This window comes from Acidovorax sp. Root402 (genome assembly GCF_001425125.1).
Lineage (GTDB): Bacteria > Pseudomonadota > Gammaproteobacteria > Burkholderiales > Burkholderiaceae_C > Acidovorax > Acidovorax delafieldii.
In genome coordinates this window covers 1,028,922-1,045,635 of the sequence record NZ_LMDQ01000014.1, presented here as the reverse complement: position 1 = coordinate 1,045,635, position 16,714 = coordinate 1,028,922, and the positions used below count along the sequence as shown (strand labels likewise).

The 16,714-nt window shown below is 63.0% G+C and carries 11 protein-coding genes and 5 tRNA genes; 13 read left to right on the top strand and 3 right to left on the bottom strand.

Translation table 11 applies throughout. The features are described from left to right. Positions 1–51: 51 nt before the first annotated feature. Both ASC83_RS15935 and hpnC read right to left on the bottom strand, forming a co-directional pair. Positions 52–1,461, bottom strand: a complete 1,410-nt coding sequence (locus ASC83_RS15935) for an L-serine ammonia-lyase (protein WP_056064499.1) — start codon at positions 1,459–1,461, stop codon at positions 52–54. Positions 1,462–1,777: 316 nt separating this feature from the next. Further along, positions 1,778–2,686 carry a squalene synthase HpnC gene (gene hpnC, locus ASC83_RS15930; RefSeq protein ID WP_369816981.1) on the bottom strand — a complete coding sequence of 303 codons (909 nt, stop codon included), beginning with the start codon at positions 2,684–2,686 and terminating at the stop codon, positions 1,778–1,780. Positions 2,687–2,929: 243 nt separating this feature from the next. Here hpnC and ASC83_RS15925 point away from each other — a divergent pair, with 243 nt between their 5' ends. The 13 genes from ASC83_RS15925 to ASC83_RS15865 all read left to right on the top strand — a co-directional run bounded on the left by ASC83_RS15925 (position 2,930) and on the right by ASC83_RS15865 (position 15,705). Continuing rightward, entirely contained in the window at positions 2,930–4,153 is a 1,224-nt protein-coding gene (locus ASC83_RS15925; protein WP_056065146.1) for an efflux RND transporter periplasmic adaptor subunit, read from the top strand. An 8-nt stretch (positions 4,154–4,161) separates the two neighbouring features. Further along, entirely contained in the window at positions 4,162–7,344 is a 3,183-nt protein-coding gene (locus ASC83_RS15920; RefSeq protein ID WP_056064492.1) for an efflux RND transporter permease subunit, read from the top strand. Between the two features lie 90 nt (positions 7,345–7,434). Continuing rightward, positions 7,435–7,521 (top strand) — tRNA-Leu (locus ASC83_RS15915). Between the two features lie 75 nt (positions 7,522–7,596). Continuing rightward, entirely contained in the window at positions 7,597–8,910 is a 1,314-nt protein-coding gene (gene tig / locus ASC83_RS15910) for a trigger factor (RefSeq protein WP_056064489.1), read from the top strand. A gap of 134 nt (positions 8,911–9,044) precedes the next feature. Then, positions 9,045–9,653 (top strand): ATP-dependent Clp endopeptidase proteolytic subunit ClpP, encoded by a 609-nt coding sequence (clpP, locus tag ASC83_RS15905; RefSeq protein ID WP_015014885.1) that lies wholly within the window; start codon positions 9,045–9,047, stop codon positions 9,651–9,653. Between the two features lie 102 nt (positions 9,654–9,755). Beyond that, positions 9,756–11,021 carry an ATP-dependent Clp protease ATP-binding subunit ClpX gene (gene clpX, locus ASC83_RS15900; protein WP_056064485.1) on the top strand — a complete coding sequence of 422 codons (1,266 nt, stop codon included), beginning with the start codon at positions 9,756–9,758 and terminating at the stop codon, positions 11,019–11,021. A gap of 126 nt (positions 11,022–11,147) precedes the next feature. Then, positions 11,148–13,586 (top strand): endopeptidase La, encoded by a 2,439-nt coding sequence (lon, locus tag ASC83_RS15895; RefSeq protein WP_056064482.1) that lies wholly within the window; start codon positions 11,148–11,150, stop codon positions 13,584–13,586. 85 nt (positions 13,587–13,671) lie between these two features. After that, a tRNA-Gly gene (locus ASC83_RS15890) sits at positions 13,672–13,747 on the top strand. 58 nt (positions 13,748–13,805) lie between these two features. Then, a tRNA-Cys gene (locus ASC83_RS15885) sits at positions 13,806–13,879 on the top strand. Positions 13,880–14,060: 181 nt separating this feature from the next. After that, positions 14,061–14,136, top strand: a tRNA-Gly gene (locus ASC83_RS15880). Between the two features lie 153 nt (positions 14,137–14,289). Then, a tRNA-Leu gene (locus tag ASC83_RS15875) sits at positions 14,290–14,382 on the top strand. A gap of 13 nt (positions 14,383–14,395) precedes the next feature. Beyond that, positions 14,396–15,028, top strand: a complete 633-nt coding sequence (locus ASC83_RS15870; protein ID WP_056064478.1) for a DUF6806 family protein — start codon at positions 14,396–14,398, stop codon at positions 15,026–15,028. A gap of 152 nt (positions 15,029–15,180) precedes the next feature. Next, positions 15,181–15,705, top strand: coding sequence for a M48 family metallopeptidase (locus ASC83_RS15865; protein WP_056064476.1), 525 nt, complete (start codon positions 15,181–15,183; stop codon positions 15,703–15,705). An 87-nt stretch (positions 15,706–15,792) separates the two neighbouring features. On the opposite strand, the gene murI is transcribed toward ASC83_RS15865, so the two are convergent. Beyond that, on the bottom strand, positions 15,793–16,683 hold the full coding sequence (murI, locus tag ASC83_RS15860; RefSeq protein ID WP_056065143.1) for a glutamate racemase: 891 nt from the start codon (positions 16,681–16,683) through the stop codon (positions 15,793–15,795). Positions 16,684–16,714 lie beyond the last annotated feature (31 nt).

The following is a 16,714-nucleotide window of genomic DNA, read 5'->3' as shown; positions in this document are numbered from 1 at the left end:
TAATGAATAGCGTTCAGGCGTTGACATTGCAAGGCATCAGGGCGGCGGGGGTCAGCATTCGACCACATTCACCGCCAGCCCGCCGCGCGATGTCTCCTTGTATTTCACCTTCATGTCCGCGCCGGTCTGCATCATGGTCTTGATGACCTTGTCGAGCGAGACCACGTGCTGCCCGTCGCCGCGCAGCGCCATGCGGGCGGCGTTGATGGCCTTGATCGCGCCCATGGCGTTGCGCTCGATGCAGGGGATCTGCACCAGACCGCCCACGGGGTCGCAGGTCATGCCCAGGTTGTGCTCCATGCCGATCTCGGCCGCGTTCTCCACCTGCTCGGGCGTGCCGCCCATCACGGCGGCCAGCGCGCCAGCGGCCATGGAGCAGGCCACGCCCACTTCGCCCTGGCAGCCCACCTCGGCGCCGGAGAGCGATGCGTTTTCCTTGTAGATGATGCCGATGGCACCTGCGGTGAGCAAAAAGGTGGCAATGCCGTCGTCGTTGGCCGGGATGGGGCCCTGCAGAAAGTTGACGTAGTAGTGCAGCACGGCCGGAATCACGCCTGCCGCACCGTTGGTGGGCGCCGTCACCACGCGGCCGCCAGCGGCGTTTTCTTCGTTCACGGCCATGGCGTACAGGTTCACCCAGTCCAGCATGGAGAGCGGGTCGCGCAGGGCGGCCTCGGGCGAGCGGCTCAGGTTCTTGTGCAGCTCGGCCGCACGCCGGCGCACATGCATGGGGCCGGGCAGCGTACCGGTGCTGGCGCAGCCGCGCTGCACGGCGCCCGCCATGGTCTGCCAGATGGCCAGCAACTGGCGCCGCACCTCGGCCCGGCTGCGCCAGTGCTGTTCGTTGGCGGCCATGAGCTGGGCCATGCTCTGGCCCGTAGTGCGGCACTGCGCCAGCAGCTCGGCCCCGGTGCGGAACGGGTACGGCAGGCCCTGGCCATGGCCTGCGGTATCGGCGCCAGCGCTGGCGGGCGTGTTGAGCACGCGCTGACCCGCCGCGTCGACCACAAAGCCGCCGCCCACCGAGTAGTACTCACGCATGGCGATGTCGTTGCCCTGCGCATCCAGTGCATGGAACGCCATGCCGTTGGGGTGCAGCGGCAGGCTTTTGCGGCGAAACAGCAGGTGGTCCTTTTCGACAAACGGCACGGCATGCTCGCCCAGCAACGCCAGCGTGCCGCTCTGGCGGATCTGTGCGATGGCGGGGGCGATCTGGTCGGGGTCGATGTGGTCTGGCTCGTGCCCGGCCAGACCGAGCAGCACGGCGCGGTCGGTGCCGTGGCCCACGCCGGTGGCCGAGAGGGAGCCGAACAGCTCCACGCTCACCTGGTGCACCGCCGCTAGGCCGACGGTGTCGCGCACATGGCAGGCAAACTGCCGGGCGGCAATCATGGGCCCCACGGTGTGGGAGCTGGACGGCCCGATGCCGATCTTGAAGAGGTCGAAAACGCTGACGGACATAGTGGGGGGTGACCCTGGGCTCTGAGAGCCAGTGTTAAAGGTGCCCCAGCGCTTGTGGCGCGCGGGCACGGGCCGGCAGGGTGGGGGTGTTGGCCGCCGCCCTGCCACGGTGGCCGCGAGGCTAACCGGGTGCGGTGGCCGGGGCATGCTCGCAATCCCTGCCCCTGCCGGGTCAAGGGCGAGAGGCATCCCAATAAATTGCTATCAATTAAGTAGCTGTTGGTGCACATGAATCATGCGCTACAGGCCGTTTGGGCACTGCGTGGTGCGCTGGCACGCCAATGTGTGAGCCCGCCTTGTGGCCCATGAATCTTTCTTACATCACCAGCGCGCGGCCCAGCATCACGCACCAGTCCCAGCCACGGAGCTTGGGCCGGGTGTGCAGGCCGCCCCCTTTGAGGGCCTCGACCTTGTCGAGGATGCGCAGGCCGCCTTGCACCACCAGCCGCAGCTCCCAGCCGGCGCGGCCCGGCAGGCGGTGCACCAAGGGGGCGCCGCTTTGCATCGTGGTGCGCGCCCAGTGGGCGCAGTCGGCAATCAGGCGGGCGTTCTCGCGGGTGCTTTGCAGCGCCAGCAGCTCGGACTGGCAGGCGCCATACGCTACGCAGTCGGAGCGCGGCAGGTAGTGGCGGCCCCGGGGAATGTCCACGGACAGGTCCTGCCAGAAGTTGATGAGCTGCAGCGCCGTGCAGATGGCGTCGCTCTGGCGCAGCGCCTCGGCGTCGTGCACGCCATACAGGTGCAGCAGCAGCCGGCCCACGGGGTTGGCTGAGCGGCGGCAGTAGTCCAGCAGCTCGTCGCGGTCGGCGTAGCCCTCGCCGTCACGGGTTTTTTCGACGTCCTGGGCAAAGGCACTCAGCAGGTCTTCCAGCAGCGGCACGGGCAGCTGGTGGCTGCGCAATACGCCTTGCAGCGGCAAAAACACGCTGGCCCAGCGGGGCGAGGGCGCCTGGCCCTGGGCAATCGCGCGCAGATCGGCCAGGTAGGCCGCCAGGTCTGCCAGCCGGGCGGCGGGCAGGGCATCGCCTTCATCGGCAATGTCGTCCGCCGTGCGCGCAAAGCCGTAGATGGCGGCTATCGGCTGGCGCAGGTGGGGCGGGCACAGCAGGGATGCTACGGGGAAGTTTTCGTAATGGGTGACAGGAGGCGCCACCGCATCAGTCGCAGTGGGCTGTGGCGCGGAGGCTGCGCCGGGGTGGGGAGAGGGGCTGGGACGGTCGTTCACACCCGGATTGTCGCTTGACAAGCTCAAGGGCTTCTCATAGATTACTAACCGGTCAGTCAGTAATCATAAAAACCAATCCAGTGGGGGGACAAGGCGGCTGGCCCCTGCATCTGTTCACAAGCGCCCTGCATGGCTGCGGGTGGCTGGTTGGCGGGTGTCTGGTGTACTGTCGCTGCGCGGGCGCTCCGGCCTGCGTCTTGCTTGCTGATCCTTGTGGCCCCTTCTTTTTTCACCGGATTTCCCATGCGCACATCCTCCGCCCTGCGGCCCTCTTCACGGCATTCCAGGCTTTTGCTGGTGCTGGCCACCGCTACCGTGCTGGCCGCCTGTTCGCGTCCCGCACCGCCTGAGGAGCCCGTGCGCTCCGTCAAGCTGATGACGGTGGGCGTGGGCGCGCTGCAGTCCAGCCTGGAGTATTCGGGCGAGGTGCGCGCGCGGGTGGAGTCGCGCCTGGGCTTTCGCGTGGCGGGCAAGATCGTTCAGCGCCAGGCCGAGCTGGGCCAGCGCGTGAAGGCCGGGCAGGTGCTGGCGCAACTGGACCCCAAGGACTACCAACTGGCGGCTGACGCCGCGCGTGCGCAACTGGCATCGGCCACTACGCAGCGTGATCTGGCGGCGGCGGACCTCAAGCGCTACCAGGCGCTCAAAGACCAGAACTTCATCAGCGGTGCCGAGCTGGAACGCCGCGAGGCCACGCTCAAGGCCGCCCAGGCTACGCTGGACCAGGCGCGCGCGCAGCTGTCGTCGCAGGGCAACCAGGCGGCCTACACCACGCTGGTGGCCGACGTGTCCGGCGTCGTGACGGGCATCGATGCCGAGCCGGGCCAAGTGGTGTCGGCCGGTGCGCCGGTGGTGCGCATTGCGCAAGACGGCCCGCGCGACGTGGTGTTTGCTGTGCCCGAGGACAAGGTGGCGCAGATGACGACGGGCTCCGAGGTGGCTGTGCGCGGCTGGTCTGGCGGCGCGACCCTGACGGGCCGCGTGCGCGAAGTGGCTGCCAGCGCCGACGCTGCGACCCGTACCTTCCAGGTCAAGGTGGCCATTGACGCTGCGGACGCCCCTGCACTGGGCGCCACCGTGTACGCCACGCCCAAGGCACTGAGTCATGCCGGCATTGCCGCCATCAAGCTGCCCACGAGCGCGCTGCGGCAGGAGGGCCAGTCCACCGCCGTGTGGGTGTACGACCCCGCGACCAGCACCGTCAAGTCGCAGGTGGTGCAGATCGCCACGGCCGACGGCAACGATGCCGTGGTGGCAGGGGGCCTGACCCCCGGCATGCAGGTGGTGGCCACCGGCGTGCACGTGCTGTCTCCCGGCCAAAAAGTGACGGTATACCAGCCAAAAGTGGCCCAGGCGCCAGTGAATAAAGCGCAGACAGCTCCTGAATCTGTAGCAATGCCGGCGGTGCCATCGGCTCCTGCGGCCGCTGCTGCACCCGCCACCGCCACGGCCTCTGCCGCCAACTGAGGCCCGCCATGACGCAAATCCAACCCAAAGAGGGGTTCAACCTCTCCAAATGGGCGCTCGACCATCCTGCGCTCACCCGCTACCTCATGGTGGTGTTGATGCTGCTGGGCTTTGCCGCCTACTTCCAGCTGGGGCAGGACGAAGACCCTCCGTTCACCTTCCGTGCCATGGTGGTGCGCACCTACTGGCCCGGTGCCACGGCCCAGCAGGTGGCCGAGCAGGTCACCGACAAGATCGAGCGCACGCTGCAGGAAGTGCCGTACGCCGACAAGATCCGCAGCTATTCCAAGCCCGGCGAGTCGCAGATCATTTTCCAGATCAAGGACTCCTCCAAGCCCGGCGACGTGGCCAACGTCTGGTACAGCGTGCGCAAGAAGGTGGGCGACATGCGCTACACCTTGCCCCAGGGCATTCAGGGCCCGTTCTTCAATGACGACTTTGGTGATGTGTATGGCGTGATCTACGCTCTGGAGTCCGAGGGATTCAGCTACGCAGAGCTCAAGCAGTTTGCCGATGACGCGCGCCAGCAGCTGCTGCGCGTGCCCGATGTGGCGAAGGTCGAGCTGTTTGGCGTGCAGGACGAAAAGCTCTTCATCGAGATCTCGCAAAAGCGCCTGTCGCAACTGGGCCTGGACATGAACCAGGTGCTGGCCCAGCTGGGCCAGCAGAACGCAGTGGAAAGCGCGGGCACCATCCAGACCCCGCAAGACCAGGTGCAGGTGCGCGTGCAAGGCCAGTTCAACGCCATCGAGGACCTGCGTGCGATGCCGATCCGCGGCCCCTCGGGCGCGCAACTGCGTCTGGGCGATATTGCCGAAGTGCAGCGCGGCTATGTGGACCCACCGGGCGTGAAGGTGCGCCACCAGGGGCGCGAGGTGATTGCGCTGGGCGTCTCCATGTCCAAGGGCGGCGACATCATTGCGCTGGGCAAGGCCCTGCACACCACCACCGACCGCATCGCTGGCACGTTGCCGGCGGGCGTGAAACTGGTCAACGTGCAAGACCAGCCCAAGGCGGTGTCCACCTCGGTGAACGAGTTTGTCAAGGTGCTGATCGAGGCCGTGGTCATCGTGCTGGCGGTGAGCTTCATCAGCCTGGGCGTCCACAAGCGGCCCGGTAACAACCCGCTGTGGAAGCGCTGGTACATCGACCCCCGCCCGGGGCTGGTGGTGGGCATCACGATCCCGCTGGTGTTGGCCGTCACGTTCCTGGCCATGTGGTACTGGGGCATCGGGCTACACAAGATTTCGCTGGGCTCGCTCATCATCGCGCTGGGCCTGCTGGTGGACGACGCCATCATTGCGGTGGAGATGATGGTGCTCAAGCTCGAAGAGGGCTATGACAAGGTGCGCGCCGCCACCTTTGCCTACGAGATCACGGCCATGCCCATGCTCACGGGCACGCTGATCACGGCGGCGGGCTTTTTGCCCATCGGCCTGGCCAAGTCCACCACGGGTGAATACACCTTTGCCATCTTTGCCGTGACGGTGATTGCGCTGGTGCTCAGCTGGTTCGTGTCGGTCTACTTCGTTCCTTATCTCGGCACGCTGCTGCTCAAGGTGCCGCCTCACGTCTTGGCCGCTCAGGCCAACAAGGGCATCACGGACGACCCGCACGAGGTTTTTGACAGCCCGTTCTACCGCAGCTTCCGCCGTCTGGTGGACTGGTGCGTGCAGCACCGCTGGCTGACCATTGGCGCCACGGTGCTGACCTTTGCCCTGGGCATTGTCGGCATGGGCAAGGTGCAGCAGCAGTTCTTCCCGGATTCCAGCCGGCCTGAGATTCTGGTGGACATCTGGTTCCCCGAAGGCACTTCTTTTGCGGGCAACGAGGCCGTCACCAAGCGTGTGGAGCAGCGTCTGTTGTCCGAGCCAGGCGTGAACACGGTGAGCACCTGGGTAGGCTCTGGTGTGCCGCGTTTTTATCTGCCGCTCGATCAGGTGTTCCCGCAGAGCAATGTGTCGCAGTTCATCGTGGTGCCCCAAGACCTGAAGGTGCGCGAATCGCTGCGTGTGAAGCTGCCTGCGCTGCTGGCGCAGGAGTTCCCGGAAGTGCGCGGGCGCGTCAAGCTGCTGCCCAACGGGCCGCCCGTGCCTTATCCCGTTCAGTTCCGCGTGGTGGGACCTGATCCGCTGGTACTGCGCGAGCGTGCGGACGAGGTCAAGGCCCAGCTGCGCCAGAACCCCAACATGCGCGGGGTGAACGACAACTGGAACGAGTCCGTGAAGGTGCTGCGCCTGGAAGTCGACCAGGCCAAGGCACGCGCCCTGGGCGTGACCAGCCAGTCCATCGCACAGGCGTCCAAGACCATTCTGTCGGGCACGCAGGTCGGCCAGTACCGCGAGGGCGACAAGCTCATCGACATCCTGCTGCGCCAGCCGCTGGATGAGCGCAACGCCATCACTGACATTGCCAACGCCTATCTGCCAACGGCCTCGGGCAAGTCGATCCCGCTCACGCAGATCGCCAAGCCTGTGTTCACCTGGGAGCCCGGCGTGATGTGGCGCGAAAATCGCGACTACGCCATCACCGTGCAGGGCGACGTGACCGAGGGCCTGCAGGGCGCCACGGTGACGGCGGCGCTGCTGCCATCCCTCAAGGAGATTGAGGCCAAGTGGCGGTCGGCGGGCCAGACGGGCTACCGCATCGAGGTGGCGGGCGCCGTGGAGGAAAGCTCCAAGGGCTCGGCGTCCATCGCGGCGGGTCTTCCCATCATGCTGTTCATCACCTTCACGCTGCTCATGCTGCAACTGCACAGCTTCAGCCGTGCCATGCTGGTGTTCCTGACCGGGCCGCTCGGGCTGGCGGGTGTGGCGGCAGCGCTGTTGCTGCTCAATCGTCCCTTTGGTTTTGTGGCGCTGCTGGGGGTGATCGCGCTCATGGGCATGATCCAGCGCAATTCGGTGATCCTGATCGATCAGATCGAGCAGGACCGCGCCCGGGGCGTGCCCGCCTGGGATGCCATTGTGGAATCGGCCGTGCGCCGTTTGCGCCCCATCGTGCTCACCGCCGCTGCCGCCGTGCTGGCCATGATCCCGCTGTCGCGCAGCGTGTTCTGGGGGCCGATGGCCGTTGCCATCATGGGCGGGCTGGTGGTGGCCACGGTGCTGACGCTGCTGGCACTGCCTGCAATGTATGCGGCCTGGTTCCGTGTCAAACGACCTGCGCCAGAGGTTCCTGGTGCTGCTTGACCGACAGGGCGTCCGCATCAGGTAAAATAGAAGGTTGACCGATTTCACACAGGCGGCAGCTGAGGTTGCCGCCTGTTTGTTTGTAGAACCGCGCGGGTGGCGAAATTGGTAGACGCACCAGGTTTAGGTCCTGACGCCAGCAATGGTGTGGGGGTTCGAGTCCCCCCCCGCGCACCACCCATGTGAGACTTTGCGGAACACGGCGCTGCTGCGCTGCAGCCAGCACGATCCACATTCATAAGAGGAATAGCCATGGCCGTTACTGTTGAAACCCTTGAGAAGCTCGAGCGCAAGATCACGCTGAGCGTGCCCGTCACCCTGATCCAGTCCGAAGTGGACACGCGCCTCAAGCGCCTGGCCCGTACGGTCAAGATGGACGGTTTCCGTCCCGGCAAGGTGCCCATGAACGTGGTGGCCCAGCGTTATGGCTACTCGGTGCAGTACGAAGTGCTGAACGACAAGGTGGGTGAGGCCTTTGCTGTGGCTGCGAATGAAGCCAACCTGCGTGTTGCTGGCCAGCCCCGCATCACTGAAAAGGAAGGCGCTCCCGAAGGCCAGGTGACTTTTGACGCCATCTTCGAAGTGTTCCCCGAAGTCAAGATCGCTGACCTGTCGGACGCCGAAGTTGAAAAACTGTCGTCCGAAGTGACCGACAGCGCCATCGACAAGACCATCGACATCCTGCGCAAGCAGCGCCGCAGCTTCGCCCAGCGCGCCATTGACGCCGCTGCGCAAGACGGTGACCGCGTGACCGTGGACTTCGAAGGCAAGATCGACGGCGAACCCTTTGACGGCGGCAAGGCCGAAGACTTCCAGTTCCTGGTCGGCGAAGGCCAGATGCTCAAGGAGTTCGAAGACGCGGTGCGTGGCATGAAGTCCGGCGAAAGCAAGACTTTCCCCTTGGCGTTCCCTGCCGAATACCACGGCAAGGACGTCGCTGGCAAGACCGCCGACTTCCTGGTGACCATCAAGAAGATTGAAGCGGCCCACCTGCCCGAAGTGAATGATGCTCTGGCCAAGTCGCTGGGCATTGCCGACGGTTCCGTGGATGGCCTGCGCGCCGACATCAAGAAGAACCTGGAGCGCGAAGTCAAGTTCCGCTTGCTGGCCCGCAACAAGGCTGCCGTGATGGACGCCCTGGTGTCCAAGGCCGAGTTGGACCTGCCCAATTCCAGCATCCAGGCTGAAATCGCCCGCCTGATGGAAGGTGCCCGCGCTGAACTCAAGCAACGCGGCATCAAGGACGCCGACAAGGCCGAGATCCCTGAAGACGTGTTCCGTCCCCAGGCAGAGCGCCGTGTGCGCCTGGGCCTGGTGCTGGCCGAGCTGGTGCGCGCCAATGAGCTGCAGGCCAAGCCCGAGCAGCTCAAGGCCCACATCGACGAGCTGGCCGCCAGCTACGAGAAGCCCGAAGACGTGGTGCGTTGGTACTTCGGCGACCGCCAGCGCCTGGCTGAAGTCGAAGCCGTTGTCATCGAAAACAACGTGACCGAATTCGTGCTGTCCAAGGCCAAGGTGGTCGAAAAGGCCATTTCCTTCGACGACCTGATGGCGCAGCAGGGCTGATAGGCCCTCGGGCCTGGTGGTCTGCCTCGTGCAACTGCCCGGTTCTGGTTGTCAAGACACACCAGGGGCTTGTGCTTTCGTGCACAAGCCCCAATTCATTTCTGGGTACAGTACCTGCTTGACTGGAGAAATACATGAGCGCATTGGAAACACAAGGCCTGGGCATGGTCCCCATGGTCATCGAGCAGTCGGGCCGTGGCGAACGGTCCTATGACATCTACTCGCGCCTGCTCAAGGAGCGCGTGATTTTTCTGGTGGGCCCGGTCAATGACCAGACCGCCAACCTGGTGGTGGCACAGCTGCTGTTCCTGGAAAGTGAAAACCCGGACAAGGACATCTCGTTCTACATCAACTCGCCCGGTGGTTCGGTGAGCGCCGGTATGGCGATTTTTGACACCATGAACTTCATCAAGCCCGATGTCTCGACCCTTTGCACGGGCATGGCGGCCAGCATGGGTGCGTTCCTGCTGGCGGCGGGCGCCAAGGGCAAGCGTTTTGCGCTGCCCAACTCCAAGGTCATGATCCATCAGCCATTGGGCGGCATGCAGGGCCAAGCCACCGAGATCGAGATCCACGCCCGCGAGATCCTCAAGACCCGCGAGCAGCTCAACAAGATCCTTGCTGAGCGCACCGGACAGCCGCTGGAGAAGATCCAGCGCGACACTGAGCGTGACTATTTCCTCTCGGCCGACGAGGCCAAGGACTATGGTTTGGTCGATCAAGTGATCAGCCAACGCGCCTGATCGCCCGAGGGCGACGAAGCGGCGTTTTCCCGAGGGGAAGACGCCGTTTTTTATTTGGTTATCATCCCGACAACTTTCCGAAACAAGCAAGGCATTGCCCCCATGGCCGAGAAAAAAGGCTCTTCCAGCGAAAAAACCCTTTACTGCTCTTTTTGCGGCAAAAGCCAGCATGAAGTGAAGAAGCTGATCGCCGGTCCGTCGGTCTTTATCTGCGACGAGTGCATTGACCTGTGCAACGAGATCATCCGCGACGAACTGCCTGCTGGGGACTTGGCCCGCGAAGGCCGCAGTGACCTGCCCACGCCGGTCGAGATCAAGGCCAATCTGGACAACTATGTGATTGGCCAGGATGTTGCCAAGCGCACGCTGGCCGTGGCGGTGTACAACCACTACAAGCGCCTGCGCCACAAGGACAAGGCCCACAAGGACGATGTGGAGCTGTCCAAGAGCAACATCCTGCTGATCGGCCCTACTGGCTCGGGCAAGACGTTGCTGGCGCAGACCCTGGCACGCATGCTGGATGTACCCTTTGTGATGGCCGACGCCACCACGCTGACCGAAGCCGGCTATGTGGGCGAGGATGTGGAAAACATCGTCCAGAAGCTGCTGCAAAGTTGCAACTACGAAGTCGAGCGCGCCCAGCGCGGTATTGTCTATATCGATGAAATCGACAAGATTTCGCGCAAATCCGACAACCCCAGCATCACGCGCGATGTGTCGGGCGAGGGCGTGCAGCAGGCGCTGCTCAAGCTCATCGAGGGCACCATGGCCAGCGTGCCGCCGCAGGGCGGGCGCAAGCACCCGAATCAGGACTTCCTGCAGATCGACACAACCAACATCCTGTTCATCTGCGGTGGCGCGTTTGCAGGGCTGGAAAAGGTCATCGAGAACCGGACCGAGGCCTCTGGCATCGGCTTTGGCGCATCGGTCAAAAGCAAGAAGCAGCGCTCGCTGACCGAAGTGTTCACAGAGATCGAGCCCGAAGACCTGATCAAGTTCGGGCTGATTCCTGAACTGGTGGGCCGTATGCCAGTGGTGACTGCCTTGGCTGAACTGAGTGAAGATGCGTTGGTGCAGATCCTGACCGAGCCGAAGAACGCGCTGGTCAAGCAGTACAGCAAGCTCCTGGCCATGGAAGGCGTGGACTTGGAAATTCGCCCCGCTGCCCTGAAAGCCATTGCCCGCAAGGCGCTGGCCCGCAAGACGGGTGCGCGAGGTCTGCGTTCCATTCTGGAGCAATCGCTGATCGGCACGATGTTCGATCTGCCCAACACCAGCAACGTCGAAAAGGTGGTGGTGGACGAATCCACCATCGAAGAAAACAAGCCGCCGCTGCTCGTGTACCGCGAAGCGGCCAAGAAGGCCTGAGAAGACCGGAGCGGGCGCCATGTTGTCGCCCTTTGAACCATCAACCCTTGCGCCAGTACGGCTGCGTGCAAGGGTTGAAAATCCCCACATGTGGACCCACTTCCACAGAGCACTTTGAGGATTTCCATGTCCGGACATACCCCCCTGCCAGCCACCCCTATTGACCTGCCGCTGTTGCCTTTGCGCGATGTGGTGGTGTTCCCTCACATGGTGATCCCGCTATTCGTGGGCCGCCCCAAGAGCATCAAGGCCCTTGAGATGGCCATGGAGGCTGATCGCCGCATCATGCTGGTGGCCCAAAAAGCTGCCGCCAAGGATGAGCCCTCGGTGGCTGACATGTTCGATGTGGGCTGTGTCTCCACCATCTTGCAGATGCTCAAGCTGCCCGACGGCACCGTGAAGGTGCTGGTGGAAGGCCAGCAGCGTGCTCTGGTGGCTTCCATTGAAGATGCCGAGACGCATTTCATGGCCACCGTGACACCGGTGGAGGCGACTCCCGACGCCAATAAGCCCAGCGAAATCGAGGCCCTGCGTCGCGCAGTGATGCAGCAGTTTGACCAGTACGTCAAACTCAACAAGAAGATCCCGCCCGAGATCCTGACTTCCATCTCCAGCATTGACGACCCAGGTCGACTGGCAGACACCATTGCTGCACACCTGCCTCTCAAGCTCGAGAACAAGCAGGTGGTGCTGGATCTTTCGGATGTAAAGGCGCGCCTCGAAAACCTGTTCGAGCAGCTCGACCGCGAAGTGGACATCCTGAACGTCGACAAAAAGATCCGTGGCCGTGTGAAGCGCCAGATGGAGAAGAACCAGCGCGACTTCTATCTGAACGAGCAAGTCAAGGCCATCCAGAAGGAACTGGGTGAGGGCGACGAAGGCGCCGACATCGAGGAGATCGAGAAAAAGATCAAGCTCGCCAAGATGCCGGCCGAGGCACGCAAGAAGGCTGACGCCGAACTCAAGAAGCTCAAGCTGATGTCGCCCATGTCGGCCGAGGCGACGGTGGTGCGCAACTACATCGACGTGCTCACCGCGCTGCCTTGGAGCAAGAAGACCAAGATCAAGCACGACCTCGTGAATGCCGAGGGCGTCCTCAACGAAGACCATTACGGCCTCGATAAGGTCAAGGACCGCATCCTTGAATACCTCGCGGTACAGCAGCGCGTGGACAAGGTGAAAGCACCCATCCTGTGCCTGGTGGGCCCTCCTGGCGTGGGCAAGACCTCGCTGGGGCAATCGATCGCCAAGGCCACCGGCCGCAAGTACGTGCGCATGGCCCTGGGCGGCATGCGCGACGAGGCCGAGATCCGCGGGCATCGCCGCACCTACATCGGTGCGCTGCCGGGCAAGGTGCTGCAGAGCCTCTCGAAGGTGGGCACGCGCAATCCGCTGTTCCTGCTGGACGAGATCGACAAGCTGGGTACTGACTTCCGGGGCGATCCGTCGAGCGCTCTGTTGGAGGTGCTGGACCCTGAGCAGAACCACACCTTTGGCGACCACTACGTCGAGGTGGACTTCGACCTGAGCGATGTGATGTTCGTCGCCACATCGAATTCGATGAACATCCCGCCTGCATTGCTCGACCGCATGGAGGTGATTCGCCTGTCGGGCTACACCGAAGACGAGAAAACCAGCATCGCCATGAAGTACTTGCTGCCCAAGCAGCTCAAGAACAATGGTGTGAAGGACGAAGAACTGCTCATCACCGAGCCTGCAGTGCGCGACATGGTGCGCTACTACACCCGTGAAGCGGGTGTGCGTTCGCTTGAGCGCGAGCTGTCCAAAATTTGCCGCAAGGTGGTCAAGGGCCTGCAGCTCAAGAAACTGGAGCCGCAGGTGGTGGTCACTGCTGACAACCTGCCGGACTTTTTGGGCGTGCGCAAGTACACCTATGGCCGTGCGGAGTTGCAAAACCAGGTGGGACAGGTAGTAGGCCTGGCCTGGACCGAGGTGGGTGGAGATCTGTTGACCATAGAGGCGGCCATCATGCCGGGTAAGGGTGTGATTACGCGCACGGGTTCGCTGGGTGATGTGATGAAGGAATCCGTGGAGGCTGCCCGTACGGTGGTACGCAGCCGCGCGCGCATGCTGGGTATCAAGGATGAAACGTTCGAAAAGCGCGACATCCACATTCACGTGCCAGACGGTGCCACCCCCAAGGACGGCCCCAGCGCGGGGGCTGCGATGACTACCGCGTTTGTTTCTGCGCTCACGGGTATCCCTGTGCGCGGCGATGTGGCCATGACGGGCGAGATCACGCTGCGTGGCGAGGTGACGGCCATTGGTGGCCTTAAGGAAAAGCTGCTGGCCGCATTGCGCGGTGGCATCAAGACCGTGCTGATCCCTGAAGAGAACGTGAAGGACCTCGCCGAGATCCCGGACAATGTGAAGAGCGGCTTGGAGATCGTGCCCGTGCGGTGGATCGACAAGGTGCTGGAAGTGGCGCTGGAGAGCAAGCCCGTGCCGCTGACGGATGAAGAGGTTGCGGTGGCTGCTGCGGTGCCTGTGTCGACGGACAAGGCAGCGGTGTCATCCGCCACGGCCGATGGATTGAAACATTGACGCAATTTTTTTGGGAACTCCCAAAAAATGCGCTACAATTCATTCCATCGCAGCAAACGTTGTACAATGTAAGGCTTCGGTAAATGCGGGAATAGCTCAGTTGGTAGAGCGCAACCTTGCCAAGGTTGAGGTCGAGAGTTCGAGACTCTTTTCCCGCTCCAATTTCCACAAAAAGGGAAGCAATTGCTTCCCTTTTTTGTCAGAGGAATGAGAGTTCCTGGCGCGGTAGCAAAGCGGTTATGCCCCGGATTGCAAATCCGGTTAGTCCGGTTCGACTCCGGACCGCGCCTCCAGATATGGTCTGCAGCAGTGAAGCGATCAAAGCCTCTGGGTCGAGACGCTCGCAGGGATCGTGTCGATGGATGGTAGTTGGATGGAAATTTTTTGGCTTGCAATCGAATACGGCCAAAAATAGTTATATAATTTGAGGCTTGCTGATAAGCACTAACGGAAACGTTGGAGAAATCAGAAAATGCGGGAATAGCTCAGTTGGTAGAGCGCAACCTTGCCAAGGTTGAGGTCGAGAGTTCGAGACTCTTTTCCCGCTCCATATTTGAAAAGGGAAGCTTAGGCTTCCCTTTTTTCTTGGTGGTTCGGAGCGTGCTGTTGTCAAACAGCGGTCCCGACCAGAGATGCGACAGGGCATTGCGCGCACGCGCTGCCCGGGTTACGCTGCAACGCAGGTATGCGCTCAGCAGCCGGCGCCCCGATGGTGAAATTGGTAGACACTGCGGACTTAAAATCCGCCGCTTTCCTGAAAAGGGGCGTGCCGGTTCGACCCCGGCTCGGGGCACCACTACGATTCAATCATGTCAAGTTACAACGCTCCCTTCGAAATCCACGTCCACGGACAGGTTCTCTTGCGTGCTGATGTCAGTTTTGACCAGCTCCAGGAGGCGCTCAAACCCCTGTGGAAGTACGCTGGAGCCCGTTCGCTGGCCGATGGCGCGGCCAGTGCTTATGAGGAAGAACCTGGCATCAAGTACGACGCGCAGGAGCACTTGCTGCAGATGTGCTGGACGGTACGGGGTGACGAGGATTTCCGCCAGTCGCTCGACGAGATGTGCATGAGCCTCAATGAGCTGGCGGAGCAAGGCGCGGCCATCGAGGTCACCTTCTACGACACCGACTTTGATGAAGACGAAGAAGAGCAGGGCGCCGAGTCGCGCGATGACTTCGTGATGCTTTTCGTCGGCCCCACGCCCGCTGCCATCATGCAGGTGCAGCGTGATCTGCTGGTGCAAGACGTGGTGAACATGATGGAGCGCCACTTTGATGGCGCCGAGTTAGGGGGCGTGGTCGCAGAGATCGACAAGCTGTTCAGCCAGCGCTTTGATGCCCTGGTGAACTCCCTGGAGATCGGCAAGCCCCCGCGTGGCCCCGGCGGCCCAGGTGGTGGTCACGGCGGTGGCGGTGGCCGTCGTCCGCGTCACTTGCACTGACTTGCGTGGGCGTGCTGCGCTGAGTGGTGGTGCGCGCCATTCCGCGCATCGCCCTCCGATATCTCCCAGGCATTGGGTCAATTCTCCGAACGCTTCGATGCCTCTGTGTGGTCGCGCCACTCCATGCCCTGCGCGTCGCTGCCTTGTTGCCCATGAGCACTGATCTTCCGTATCTGCGTTCTTACCCCGCTTCGTTGCAAGACCAGGCGCGCGATCTGCTGGCACAGGGAAAGCTCGGGGCGGTTCTGCAGCGCAAGTATCCGCAGGCGCACGCCGTGCGCAGCGACAGGGCGCTCTACGACTATGCGCAGGAGCTCAAGGCACGCTACCTGCGCAATGCGGGCACGGTCAACAAGGTGCTGTTCGACAACAAGATCCACGTGGTGCGCCACGCGCTGGGCTTGCACACGGCGGTGTCGCGTGTGCAGGGCAACCGGCTGGCGGCCAAGCATGAGATTCGCATTGCCGCGATGTTCAAGCAGGCGCCCGAAGAGTTCCTGCGCATGATCGTTGTCCACGAGCTGGCCCACCTGCGCGAGAAGGACCACGACAAAGCCTTCTACCAGCTCTGCACCCACATGGAGCCGCAGTACCACCAGTACGAGTTCGACCTGCGCCTGTACCTCACCCATGTGGAGCAGGCAGGTACCCGGCTCTGGGGCAGCGACGCGTCCTGAAGACTCAGAGCCGTCACACCCAGTTGCTTCATAAATGATAGCGACTGGTACATATGGATCATGCACCAGAAGCAGATAGAGGCTGAATCAGGGAACTGAAACGCTCCGGCACTGGCTGGGGGGCAGGTCCAGCCACCGCTGGGCTGCTGCCTCCAGCATGGACACCGGCCCCGTGGTGAGCAATTGCACCGATGGGTTGCTTTGGAGGGGCGGCGGTTGATTGCATGGTTTGGATGGCTCGGGCACAGCGAGCAGACCTGCGGTCTCCAGCAGCCGCCGCGTCTGGCGCGCCACGGGCTCTCCAGTCTCAATGAACTGGACGTCAGGCCCCACCAGTGCGCGCAACTCGTGGGCCACAAAGATGTAGTGGGTGCAGCCCAGCACCAGGGTGTCCATCTGCCCAGGGCCTGTACCAAAACTGCCCATCGCCTGAAGATAACGTTCGCACAGTGCGCCAGTCTCCGTGGCACCGACAGGACTGCCGGGGGCGGCAGGTGGCAGGGCCACGCTGCGCTCGATGGCGTGCGCCAGACCATCGCAGGGCTGCACTACAAAGTGGGCTTGATCGGCCAGTGAGGCCATGAGCTTGCCGAACTTGGCGCTGGTCAATGTGCCCCGCGTGCCGATGACACCCACATGCCCTGTTTTTGTCACTGCAAGAGCGGGCTTGACGGCCGGCTCCAGCCCCACGAGGGGCAACTCCGGGTGGCTGCTTCGCACCTCATGAATGGCAGCCGCAGTGGCCGTGTTACACGCCACCACCAGGGCCTTGATGTGGTGCTGCTCGCACAGGTACTGGGTGATGGCATGGGTGCGGGCGGCCACATAGGCGTCGCCACGCTCGCCGTAGGGGGCGTGGCCGCTGTCGGCCAGGTACACGAAGCGCTCGTGGGGCATGGCGGCCAACAGGGCGCGCAGCACGCTCAGCCCCCCGACGCCGCTGTCAAATACACCGATAGGAGAAGAGGCCGACTGCATCAGGGAGCCCATGGTTGGACAAAAGGCTGGA